The organism is Parvibaculum sp., assembly GCF_002684405.1.
Lineage (GTDB): Bacteria > Pseudomonadota > Alphaproteobacteria > Parvibaculales > Parvibaculaceae > Parvibaculum.
The window spans coordinates 1-11,210 of the sequence record NZ_NYVD01000036.1 but is presented as its reverse complement, the minus strand read 5'-3'; the positions used below and the strand labels follow the sequence as shown (position 1 = coordinate 11,210).

13 protein-coding genes and 1 tRNA gene are annotated in these 11,210 nt (G+C 63.7%); 8 read left to right on the top strand and 6 right to left on the bottom strand.

Annotation, left to right across the window (positions count from 1 at the left end; translation table 11 throughout):
* The first annotated feature begins 200 nt into the window (after positions 1 to 200).
* Positions 201 to 998, top strand: coding sequence for an alpha/beta hydrolase (locus CMI59_RS03280; protein WP_293324699.1), 798 nt, complete (start codon positions 201 to 203; stop codon positions 996 to 998).
* A 7-nt stretch (positions 999 to 1,005) separates the two neighbouring features.
* Here the strand turns inward: CMI59_RS03280 and CMI59_RS03275 are convergent, their stop codons facing one another.
* Positions 1,006 to 1,419, bottom strand: a complete 414-nt coding sequence (locus CMI59_RS03275; protein WP_293324696.1) for a translational machinery protein — start codon at positions 1,417 to 1,419, stop codon at positions 1,006 to 1,008.
* A 75-nt stretch (positions 1,420 to 1,494) separates the two neighbouring features.
* The gene (locus tag CMI59_RS03270; RefSeq protein ID WP_293324694.1) at positions 1,495 to 2,376 is read right to left on the bottom strand and encodes an SDR family oxidoreductase; all 882 of its coding nucleotides are present in this window, start codon (positions 2,374 to 2,376) and stop codon (positions 1,495 to 1,497) included.
* A gap of 66 nt (positions 2,377 to 2,442) precedes the next feature.
* On the opposite strand from CMI59_RS03270, the gene CMI59_RS03265 reads away from it, so the two are divergent.
* The gene (locus CMI59_RS03265; RefSeq protein WP_293324692.1) at positions 2,443 to 3,219 is read left to right on the top strand and encodes a hypothetical protein; all 777 of its coding nucleotides are present in this window, start codon (positions 2,443 to 2,445) and stop codon (positions 3,217 to 3,219) included.
* A 2-nt stretch (positions 3,220 to 3,221) separates the two neighbouring features.
* Here CMI59_RS03265 and queG read toward each other — a convergent pair whose 3' ends face one another.
* The 4 genes from queG to CMI59_RS03245 all read right to left on the bottom strand — a co-directional run bounded on the left by queG (position 3,222) and on the right by CMI59_RS03245 (position 6,601).
* A complete protein-coding gene (queG, locus tag CMI59_RS03260) occupies positions 3,222 to 4,361 on the bottom strand; it encodes a tRNA epoxyqueuosine(34) reductase QueG (protein ID WP_293324689.1) in 1,140 nt (379 codons plus the stop codon).
* Positions 4,342 to 5,022: a glutathione S-transferase family protein gene (locus tag CMI59_RS03255; protein WP_293324702.1), complete on the bottom strand. Its 681-nt coding sequence runs from the start codon at positions 5,020 to 5,022 to the stop codon at positions 4,342 to 4,344. Before CMI59_RS03255 ends, queG begins: the two co-directional genes overlap by 20 nt.
* 119 nt (positions 5,023 to 5,141) lie before the next feature.
* Complete coding sequence (cueR, locus tag CMI59_RS03250; RefSeq protein WP_293324686.1) at positions 5,142 to 5,552, bottom strand: Cu(I)-responsive transcriptional regulator; 411 nt, start codon at positions 5,550 to 5,552, stop codon at positions 5,142 to 5,144.
* A gap of 50 nt (positions 5,553 to 5,602) precedes the next feature.
* Positions 5,603 to 6,601, bottom strand: coding sequence for a complex I NDUFA9 subunit family protein (locus CMI59_RS03245; RefSeq protein ID WP_293324684.1), 999 nt, complete (start codon positions 6,599 to 6,601; stop codon positions 5,603 to 5,605).
* A 185-nt stretch (positions 6,602 to 6,786) separates the two neighbouring features.
* On the opposite strand from CMI59_RS03245, the gene CMI59_RS03240 reads away from it, so the two are divergent.
* The 6 genes from CMI59_RS03240 to CMI59_RS03215 all read left to right on the top strand — a co-directional run.
* Positions 6,787 to 6,873 (top strand) — tRNA-Leu (locus CMI59_RS03240).
* Positions 6,874 to 6,922: 49 nt separating this feature from the next.
* Positions 6,923 to 7,540, top strand: a complete 618-nt coding sequence (locus CMI59_RS03235; protein WP_293324681.1) for a ribonuclease H-like domain-containing protein — start codon at positions 6,923 to 6,925, stop codon at positions 7,538 to 7,540.
* 299 nt (positions 7,541 to 7,839) lie between these two features.
* Positions 7,840 to 8,607, top strand: coding sequence for an LPS export ABC transporter periplasmic protein LptC (lptC, locus tag CMI59_RS03230; protein WP_293324678.1), 768 nt, complete (start codon positions 7,840 to 7,842; stop codon positions 8,605 to 8,607).
* A complete protein-coding gene (gene lptA, locus CMI59_RS03225; RefSeq protein ID WP_293324675.1) occupies positions 8,604 to 9,227 on the top strand; it encodes a lipopolysaccharide transport periplasmic protein LptA in 624 nt (207 codons plus the stop codon). The genes lptC and lptA overlap by 4 nt, the downstream gene beginning before the upstream one ends.
* 78 nt (positions 9,228 to 9,305) lie before the next feature.
* Positions 9,306 to 10,136, top strand: coding sequence for an LPS export ABC transporter ATP-binding protein (lptB, locus tag CMI59_RS03220; protein ID WP_293324672.1), 831 nt, complete (start codon positions 9,306 to 9,308; stop codon positions 10,134 to 10,136).
* Positions 10,137 to 10,192: 56 nt separating this feature from the next.
* On the top strand, positions 10,193 to 11,210 hold a 1,018-nt coding region (locus CMI59_RS03215), incomplete at its 3' end, for an RNA polymerase sigma-54 factor (protein ID WP_293324669.1).

The window sequence follows — 11,210 nt, the reverse complement described above, 5'->3', positions numbered from 1 at the left end:
CGCGACGACCGCGCGGGCGACATCCACCGTGGTGCGCTCCGCCCCGCCCGTTTCCAGCGCCGGGATCACCTGCAGGATCGTCGGGCGGCCGAGATCGGCAAACGGGTTGCGGTCGGGATTCATGTCGGTCCTTGCGGTTCGGCGCGCAAAGCCACAGGTTAGGCGCGTCCTTAAGGGAAGAGCGTTCGAGGATGTCCAAGATGACCGAGACGACCGAAACGGGCAAGTTCGCCCGCCCCCCGATCACGCCCGGCGCAGAGGCCGAGACCATCGCCTATGCGCGCGAAGTGCCGACGACGCCCGCCGGCCCCACCGGCCTCACCTGGCTCGGCGGTTTCAAATCCGACATGACGGGGACCAAAGCGACGGCGCTGGCCGACTGGGCGAAAGCGGCCCGGCGGGCGTTTCTTCGTTTCGACTATTTCGGTCATGGCGCGTCGTCGGGCCGTTTCACCGAAGGCACGATCGGCCGCTGGCGCGACGATGCGCTCGCCATGATCGACGAGAAGACCGCAGGGCCGCAAATCCTGATCGGCTCCAGCATGGGGGGATGGGTTGCGCTGCTAGCCGCTCTCGCCCGCCCGGAGCGCGTGCGCGGGCTGGTGCTCATTGCGCCTGCGCCAGATTTCACGCAGGCGCTGATGTGGGAAGGTTTCTCCGACGAGGTGAAAGCGACGCTGAAACGCGACGGCATCTATCGCCAGCCGTCGGAGTATGACGACGAGCCGTATGAGATTTCGATGAAACTCATCGAGGAAGGGCGCGAGCACATGCTCCTCGACAAGCCTATTCCGCTCACCTGCCCGGTGCGCATCCTTCAGGGCATGAAGGATGAGGACGTGCCGTGGCAACATGCGATGAAGCTTGTCGAGACGCTCGCAAGCGAGGACATCACGATCAGCCTGTCGAAAAGCGGAGACCATCGCCTCTCGACGCCCGCCGACATTGCGCGGCTGAGGGGCGAGATCGAAGCGCTGATCGCCGATTTGGAGAAGTAGGAAATTTCTAGTCGACGATCTGCGGGAGCATACGGTCGGCCTTCATGAAATAGGCTTTCGCGTAGTTCACCAGCTCGCCATTGGTGGGATGGTCGACGGTTTCGATGCCGACGACCTTCTCCGCCGTCTGCGGATGTTTCGCCTGCAGATATTTGTAGAGCTCGAATTTCGCATTGGCGGGGCCCACCAGCAGCGCTTCGCCGATATCGACGAGCTTCGTCGCCACCTCGTCGAAATATTCCTTGTCTTCCGGCGCGCGCCAGCTCGACAGCGTACCGGCCTTCACATGGAGATGTTTCACCGGGTGGCGCGGGTGCACCGTTTCGCTCTGCGTATCGTCGGGATTGAAGTCGAGGATGCGGGCCTCGTGATGGTCGATCCAGACGATGGCGTGGAAATGGTGCGACTTTTGGTGCGGCATGGGGGCTTCTTCTCCGTAAGCGAACCTAATGCCGTCATCGCTACCAAGGCGTTGTGAAAGCGGCAATAAGGGGTTTTACGGGCCCGCTCCATAAAACCGCCCGCTGTCCAGAAGAGCCTTCAGGCCTTCGCGGTAGGTCGGGAAGGCGAGATCCACCCCGAGCTCCTCCCGGATACGCCGGTTGGAGACGCGCTTGGAATCCGAATAGAAGCTCGCCGCCATGGGCGACAGCTCGGCTTCCTCGAAGGGAATTTCAGGCGGCGGCGTCATGCCGAGAAGCTCCGCGGCATAGGCGACGACATCCTGCGGCGGCGCGGGCTCGTCGTCGCAGACATTGTAGGCCGCGCCCGGATCGGGCTTTGCGATGGAGGCTTCGAGGATCGCGGCTATGTCGTCCACATGGATGCGCGAAAAGACCTGACCGGGCTTCACGATGCGCTTTGCCTTGCCGTCCTTCAGACTACGAAGCTGGTTACGACCCGGCCCGTAAATGCCCGCCAGACGAAAGATGTGGAGCGGGGCGCCCAGCGCGCGCCAGTCATCTTCGGCGCGAAGGCGACGCCGGCCGCGTTCGGTATCCGGCGTCAGAGCGCTTTCTTCATCCACCCACGCGCCCTGCCGGTCGCCATAGACGCCGGTGGTGGAGAGATAGCCGACCCATTCAAGCTGCGGCACGAGGCGGCTGAGGATATCGGCATGAGCGGCGAGGACAGGATCGCCGTCTTCACCCGGCGGCGTGGAAATCAGGAGATGAGTGGTGCCCGCCAGGGCCCTTTCAGGGTCTGCGATCCCCTTGCCGTCCGCGAACAGCCAGGGCTCGACATCCTCGGCCTTCATGCGCATCGCCTTCGCTTCGCCGCGGGTGGTGCCCGCGACGGTAAAGCCCTTCGGCGCGAGGCGGCGCGCCAGCGCTTCGGCACTGAAGCCGAAGCCGAAACAGAACAAACGCTTGCTCACCCGATCGCTCATAAATGCTGCCGTTTTAACTTGTTTTTCGATCCCCGCTCCCCGACCCTACCGGCCATGAAACGGAACCTGTCATGCCTTGTCGGCCTTCTGGCCCTGCTCGCCCCTCTCACCTATGCGTCGCAAGCGAGCGCCGCAAGCCAGAAGGTAGAGGACTATCAGTCCTGCCTCGACCTCGTTCAGAAAAATCCAACCGAGGCCGCGAAGCAGGCGGCCGTCTGGCGCAAGGCGGCCAAGACGGACGGTGCGCTCGTCGCCGCGACGCATTGCGAGGGACTGGCCCTGAGTGCACAGGGCAAACACGAGAAAGCGGCCTTCTTATTCTTCGATCTCGCGGAAGCGATGACGGGCGCGCCGGACGCCGAGCGCGCCAAGGTCTATGCGCAGGCAGGCGATGCCTGGGGCCTTGCCGGGGATTACAAGCAGGCGCGCCGGGCCTTCGGCTATGCCATCGCGCGCGAACCGGATGAGGCGGAATATTACATCGGCCGGGCCAGGCAGGACGCGCTGGCGAGCGACTGGAAAGCCGTGCGCTCCGACGCCAGCGAGGCGCTGGCGCGCGAGCCCTTCACCATCGATGCGCTGGTGTTGCGCTCTATCGCCAATCGCAAGCTCGGCTACCCCCGCGCCTCCGAAGTCGACATCAACCGCGCGGCGGAGACGGCGCGTCATCGTCTCGACGTGCTGCTGGAGCGCGGGCGCGTGCGGGCCGATCTCGGACAGGTCGCCGCGGCGCGCGTGGACTGGCAGGACGTGGTGCGCTATGCCGAAGCGACAGGCCGCGCGGATGCGCCGGAAGCGCAGGAAGCCCGCAAACTGCTCGACGCCGAATAGGATCAGCCGGCGAGCGACCGCCATTCGGCGCGCACATCCTCATCTTCCTCTGACGGCAGATGTTCTTTCGCCAGCGCCGCCACCTCTTCCCCGGTGAACAATTCGCCCAGCGCCCAGACGGCCATGGCCCGCACCAGCGGCGAGGGATCGGACAACAGGCGCCTTGCATGGATCGCCAGTACCGGATCGCCCGCATTGCCGACGGCGATCAGCACGTTGCGGATGAAACGGTCGCGGCCGATCCGCTTGACCGGCGAGCCGGAAAAGCGGGCGCGAAAGGCCGCATCGTCCAGCGTGACGAGATCGGCGAGCAGCGGCGACACCAGATCCTCGCGCGGATGAAACGCCGTCTCGCGCGCCTCCTGCGCAAACTTGTTCCATGGACAGACGGCCAGACAATCGTCGCAGCCATAGATGCGATTGCCCATCGGGCGGCGGAACTCGTGCGGGATATGCCCCTTATGCTCGATGGTGAGATAGGAGATGCAGCGCGTCGCATCGAGCTCATAGGCTTGCGGGAAGGCATCGGTCGGGCAGACATCCTGACAGGCCCGGCAGGAACCGCAGCGGTCCTCATGCGGCGTATCGGGCTCCAGCGCCTGCGTGGTGAATATGGCGCCGAGAAAAAACCACGAGCCAAGCTCGCTCGAAACGAGATTGGTGTGTTTGCCCTGCCAGCCAAGCCCTGCGGCCTCGGCGAAGGGCTTTTCCATCACCGGCGCGGTGTCGACGAAAACCTTCACCTCCACGGACGCCTCTTCCGCCAGCCAGCGCGCAACCCGCTTGAGCCGTTTCTTGACGAGGTCGTGATAGTCGCGGTTCTGCGCATAGACGGAGAAGACGGCCCGGTCGCGTTCTTCCAGTCGGGGCAGCGGATTTTCCGCCGGACCGTAATTCATGGCGAGCATGACGACGGATTTCGCTTCCGGCCAGAGCGTCAGCGGGTCGGAACGGCGCGCGGCGGTTTCTTCCATCCAGCCCATATCGCCCTGACGGCGAAGCTCCAGCCAGCGCGAAAGCCTCGCCGGCAGGTCGGGCCGCGCATCGGCGCGCGTAAAGCCGACCGCATCGAAGCCTGCCTCGCGCGCTTTCGCGGCGATGCGTGTCTTCAAATCCGCGTTTTCAGAAGTCGAGATTGGCATAGAATTTCGGGGGCGGCATGCCGGGCACGTGGTCGGCCAGGACGCCGCGGAAGGACGGCCGCGATTTGAGCTTCACATACCATTCCTTGGCCGCCGGATACTGGTTCCAGGGCACGTCGCCGACATAGTCGAGACAGGAAAGATGCGCGCTCGCTGTGAGGTCGGCAAGGGTGAGTTCCTCGCCTGCCAGCCAGTTCCGCTCTTCCATCAGATAGCTGATGTAATCCAGGTGGTAGCGCAGATTGTGGAGCGCGGCGCGGACCACGGCCATTTCCGGCCCGCCGCCGCCCTGGCTTGCATGCAGGTAGCGCTTGGTCACCTTTTCGAAGAGCAGGCCTTCGCTGACTTCGGCGGCGAATTTCCGGTCGAACCAGTCCACGATCCGGCGCACTTCGGCGCGCGCCTTGGCGTCCCCCGGCAAAAGCGGGGCGTCGGTATAGGTCTCTTCCAGATATTCGGCAATCGCCATGACACCGGCGAGCGGCTCGCCATCCTCCTCCAGCAGCACGGGGACTTCGCCGGCCGGGTTGAGGGAGAGGAATTCAAGACGCCGCTCCCAGTCCTTCTCCTCGACCAGTTCGAAGGCAATGTCCTTTTCCGCCATCAGAAGGCGCAAGGTCCGGCAGGCCGGAGAAATAGGCATGTGAAAGAGGGTGCGCATATCGGCAATCTGGCGGTAGGGGAAACGCCGCACGGCTAGGATGCGACAGGTGAATCACAGCGCTTCATTACTATCGCGCAAACACCGCCGCCGTTAAGCGAAATCGCCCATATGCCGTTTCAGCCCGCATTCTCGCCGGAGATGTCGGCGGAAAGCTCGTCGAGAATCGGGCAGTCGGGCCGCTCGTCGCCATGGCATTTGCGGGCGAGCCTGTCGAGCGTCGCCCGCATGGACCGGAGTTCGCCGATCTTGCGGTCGATCTCCGAAATATGATCCTGGGCGATCTGCTTGACGTCGGCGCTGTTGCGGTCGCGGTCGTTGTAGAGCGCCAGCAAGTCGCGGCATTGCGCAACGGTGAAGCCGAGCCCGCGCGCATGGGCGATGAAGCGCAGCATATGGACATCGTCCTGCGAATAATCGCGATAGCCGTTCGCCCCGCGCCGCGGCGCGTCGATCAGCGAGATTTCCTCGTAGTAACGGATCGTCTTGGCGGGAACGCCCGATCTTGTCGCTGCTTCGCCGATATTCATCCCGGCTCCTTCGCGATAGGCGGCATTCGCCCGATCAATCCCTCCGGCGCTCAGCTCGTCTTGTATTGGGCATACTGGCCCTGACGGTTGAAGCGGAAGAGATAGGTCTCGAGAATCGCTTCCGCCATGACCGGCTTGATGCCCAGGCCTTCCAGCGTGCGGCCTTCATTCGCCGCGTCCTCGCTCACCACATTGTCGTGACGCAGAAGGCGGACCTGATCGACGGTGAGCGGCGCACCGGGCAAAAGCTGGGCGAACCAGCCGATGAAGCTCGCCAGCGGGAAGGGCAGCGGCAGCAGGATGCGCTTGCGGCCGATTTCGCGCAGCGTCAGTTCCATCAGCTCCTTGAAGCTGCGCACATCCGGGCCGCCCAGCTCATAGGTCTTGCCTGCCGTATCCGGGCGCTCCAGAACGCGAACCACGGCTTCGGCCACATCCTTCACATAAACCGGCTGGAACTTCGTCTTGCCGCCGCCGATGAGCGGCAGGGCGGGCGAGACAAGCGACATCGCGGCGAAGCGGTTGAAAAAGCCGTCCTGCGGACCGAAGACGATGGAAGGGCGCAGGATGACCGCCTCGGGCAGCGTCTGGCGCAGGGCGTCTTCGGCTTCCGCCTTGCTGCGGGCATAGCCGGACGCGCTCTCGGGATCGGCGCCCAGCGCGGACATCTGCACGAAGACGGAAATTCCCGCCGCCTTCGCTTCGCGCGCCACGCGGGCCGCGCCCTCGGCCTGGACGGCCTGGAAGGTCTGCTTGCCGCCTTCCGCGAGAATGCCGACCAGATTGACCACCGCGTCGGCGCCGCGAATGGCCGCCCTCACGGATGCGTCGTCGCGCACATTGGCCTGAAACGGTTCGACCTGACCGACAGCGCCCATCGGCCTGAGAAACATCGCATCATTGGGCCGGCGCACCGCCGCGCGGATACGGTAGCCGCGCGCGGCCAGATTCTGGACGATGTGACGGCCGAGAAAGCCGGATGCGCCGAAAATGGCGATGGTCGCGCCGGGTTTGAGCCGTTTGGTCCGGTTTTCGGTGGAATTCGACATGCCTGCCTCGAATGAACGCGGTGGTAAGCCCTGCAGCCAGAACTCCACCCCTAGATAGCCCAATGGTGCCTTGCAGCAAAGTCCCCCGAAAGCCTGTACGGGCCGCGGGACTTCAAAAAGGCCGGAATGAGCGCTTCATCCGATTGACAAACCCTGCCTGCCTCTTTAAGTCAACGCCTCCAAGTGCCCAGGTGGCGGAATTGGTAGACGCACCAGCTTCAGGTGCTGGCGCCTGCAAGGGCGTGGAAGTTCGAGTCTTCTCCTGGGCACCATTCTCTTTCTTCGGCGGCGCAGCCGCGCCGCCCGCCGAGCGGAGTTCCGATGTCGGATGCGATCACGCTTCACAAGGGCGATCTTCCCGACGGACTGACCTTCGGCGACAGCGTGGCCGTCGACACCGAGACGATGGGCCTGAACCCGCATCGCGATCAGCTTTGCGTGGTTCAGCTTTCGGCGGGCGACGGCACCGCCCATCTCGTCCAGCTCGACCGCGCGAGCTATAACGCCCCCAATCTGCGGGCGCTGATGGCCGACCAGAACGTGCTGAAGATCTTTCATTTTGCGCGTTTCGACGTCGCCATGATGCAGCGCTATCTGGGCGTGGTCACGACGCCGGTTTATTGCACGAAGATCGCCTCCAAGCTGGTTCGCACCTATACCGACCGGCATGGCCTCAAGGATCTTTCCAGAGAACTGCTGGGCGTCGACATGTCCAAGCAGCAGCAAAGCTCGGACTGGGGCGCCGACGAGCTCAGCGATGCGCAGAAGGCCTATGCGGCCTCCGACGTGCTGCACCTGCATGCGCTGAAAGAAACGCTCGACGGCATGCTGATGCGCGAAGGCCGGATGGAACTTGCCAAGGCCTGCTTCGCCTTTCTGCCGGTGCGCGCCTCGCTCGATCTGTCCGGTTGGGCGGATGAGGATATCTTCGCCCATTGAGGGGTGCGGCGGCGGCGCTTCGCGCGTGAACGCCATTGGCCGTTGACCAGCCACCTTCCCATCGCCATCTCCTTGAAAAGGCGTAATTTTCGCCGGTATCGCACGGCTTTGGCCATTTGACGCCCGGAAAGGCTTGCGCGCATACTTGAGAAAGCGCGGCCAATGGTCGGCCCTGCCGGCAAAGGCTGTCCCATGCGGCCCCTCCTGCAGCAAAAGGCTTCGGGACGAGCGTGAAACCGCCCGAATCGGCCAGACGAAACGCAAGAAGAACAACCGTGCCGCAAGTGGAGCAAGACCAGATGGACGAACCGGCAGGACGGCAGGCGCGCGGTCGCGCCGCCCCTTCTCACGCCTCCGTTGGACATGCCTCTGTCGGACACGGCATGCCGGCGGGCGGCGACGGCCCTGCCCGGTCGAGCTACAGCCGCTTCGTCAGCTTCATGAAATTTCTGCTGCCGGCCGCCGCCGTGGTGCTTTTCATCTCGCTTTTCGTTTATTCGGGATTTTTCGACCGCGACGACAAGCTCGACATCACCTTCCGCGACATCGCCACCCAGAATGACGATCTGCGTATGGTGAGCCCGCGCGTGAGCGGCCTCAACAAGGAAGGCCGCCCCTATGAGCTGAACGCGGACACCGCAACGCAGGACGCCGCGCAGCCCAATCTCGTGCGGCTGGAAAATATCGATGCGGACCTGAAGACGGATGAAGCGAATGGCTGGCTGACGCTGAATGCCGCCAGAGGCCTTCTCGACACCGACCGCCAGACGCTTAAGCTCGACGACAAGGTCGATCTCTTCACCACGCAAGGGTATGAATTCCACGCCAAGAAGGCGGATGTGAATTTCGACAAGGGAACGGTCGAGAGCGATGACGAAGTCTGGGGCCAGGGACCGATGGGCACGCTGCGCGCCGACAGCCTGTCCGCCGACAATGCGTCGGAGACCATCAATTTCAGCGGCCGTGTGAAGGCGACAATCTATCCGGGCGGCGATGCCGGATCCGAAAAAGGCCAGGACGAGACGCAAGCCGGTACGCCGGACGATCAGAACGAGGGGGCACAATGAAGCGATTGAAGACCGTGCGGGCATGGCGCCTTGCAGGTATCGAGGCGATGCGGCGCAGCCGGCGCCATGCATGGCACCATGCCCTTCTGGGCAGCCTGCTCCTCCCGATGTGCCTCGGCGCCGCCGCCACGGCGCATGCGCAGAGCATGTCGGGCTTTGCCAACAAGCCCGATGCGCCCATCGAAATCGAGTCCGACCGGCTGGAAGTCGCCGACAAAAAGGGCACCGCCACTTTCGCAGGCAATGTGGTCGTGGTGCAGGGCGATGTGCGCATGAAAGCGGACAAGCTGACCGTCTACTACGCCAGCAAGCAGGGAAGCGGCGGCAACCGGATCGAGAAGATCAAGGCCACCGGCAGCGTGCATGTGAGCGCGCCGAACGAGCAATCCGCGAGCGGCAACTGGGCGGAATATCAGGTCGCGACGCGGCGCATCAATATGGGCGACAGCGTCGTGCTGCGGCAGGGCAAGAACGTCATCCGGGGAAACCGGCTCTTTGTCGACCTGAATAGCGGCGAAAGCCGTGTGACCGGCGGCAAATCGTCCGGAGGGACGGAAATTGGCGGAAACGGGCGGGTCAAAGGCCTTTTCCAGCCCCCGGAGACCGACAAGAAGGAATAAGGGACTTGGTAATTCACGGCATTTCATACAATTTTAATGCCAAGTGTCTTTTGATGAGCTTTCAACGCTGAGGTGGTAATGACTTCGACCCAGACCGGACATAGCGCGACACAGCGCGCCGCGGACGCGGAGCGGGGGCAAAACCCCTCCGCTTCCCCCGACGACGGTCCGCAGCTGGTGACCCGCAATGCCGGCCTCCAGGTCGAGAAGATCGGCAAGAGCTTCAAGGGCCGTCCCGTGGTGCGCGGGGTCAGCTTCAACCTCCATCGGGGCGAGGCCGTGGGCCTTCTGGGCCCGAACGGGGCCGGCAAGACCACCGTCTTCTACATGATTACCGGCCTGATCCGGCCCGATTACGGCAGCATCGCGCTTGACGGTCTCAACGTGACCGGATTGCCCATGTATCGGCGCGCGCGGATGGGAATCGGCTATCTGCCGCAGGAGGCCTCGATCTTTCGCGGGCTGACGGTGGAGCAGAATATCCGCGCCACGCTGGAAGTGGTGGAACGCGACCGCGACCGGCGCGAGACGGCTCTCGACGATCTGCTGGCGGAATTCTCGATTACCCATTTGCGCCGGACACCTTCCATCGCGCTGTCGGGCGGCGAAAGGCGGCGCGTGGAAATTGCGCGCGCCCTGGCCACGCAACCTTCCTTCATGCTGCTCGACGAACCGTTCGCGGGCATCGATCCCATCGCGATCGGCGATATTCGCGATCTCGTGGCGCATCTGAAGGACAGGGGCATCGGCGTGCTGGTCACCGACCACAATGTGCGCGAAACGCTGGAACTGATCGACCACGCGGTCGTCATTCACGATGGCCAGGTACTGATGGAAGGCGAGCCTTCCGAAATCGTGGGCAATGAAGATGTGCGCCGTCTCTATCTCGGCGACCGCTTCAGCCTGTGAAAACGATGATGGGGCTTGAGATCGTAATGCGTAACGGACGGGGGGCATAGGGGCTCATGGCGCTCGCACCGCGGCTGGAGATGCGACAAGGCCAGAGCCTTGTCATGACGCCGCAACTGCAGCAGGCGATCAAGCTGCTGCAGCTTTCCAATCTGGAGCTTGCCGAATATGTCGAACAGGAACTCGAGCGCAATCCGCTGCTCGAGGCGAGTTCCGGCGAGCCAGAGAGCGAGCGCGCCCGCGACGACACCCCTGCCGACAAGCCCGAAGAGCCGCGTTCCTCCGAGGAACGGCTCTCGCTCAGCGAGGACTCTCCCCTGCCCGGCCGGGAAAGCGACCTCGATACCGATTACGACAATGTCTATGCCGACGAAGCGCGCAGCGACGTGCAGAACGAGGCGGCGGCTGCCGGCTCCTCAAGCTCCGACTGGCAGTCGCTCAGAACCTCCAGCGGCGGCGGACAGGGCAATGACGAGTTCTCCTTCGAGGCCACGCTGACACGCGAGGCGACGCTTTCGGAACATCTCACCGAACAAATGCAGATGTCTCTCAAAGTGCCACAGGACCGGCTGATCGGCGCCTATCTCATCGACCAGGTGAACGAGGCCGGTTACATCGTCGCCGATATGGACGAGGTCGCGGAGCGGCTCGGCGCCGAAATCGAGGACGTGCTCAGTGTGCTCGAGGTTCTGCAGGGCTTCGAGCCGGCAGGTATCTGCGCCCGCAACCTGAAAGAATGTCTCGCGATCCAGCTTGCCGAGCGCGACCGGCTGGACCCGACCATGAAGAGCTTCCTCGACCATCTGGACCTTTTCGCCAAGCGCGACTTCGACCAGCTCATGAAGGTCACCGGCGCCGACCGCGACGACATCGCCGGCATGATCGAGGACATCCGCGCCTGCAACCCAAAGCCCGGCCTTGCGTTCGGCGGCGAGCCCGTGGTGCCGGTCATTCCGGACGTGTTCGTGCGGCGGGGATCGGACGGCGGCTGGCTCGTCGAGATCAATTCCGAAACGCTGCCGCGCGTTCTCGTGAACCAGCAATATTACGCGGAAGTCTCCAGCCTCGCGGATG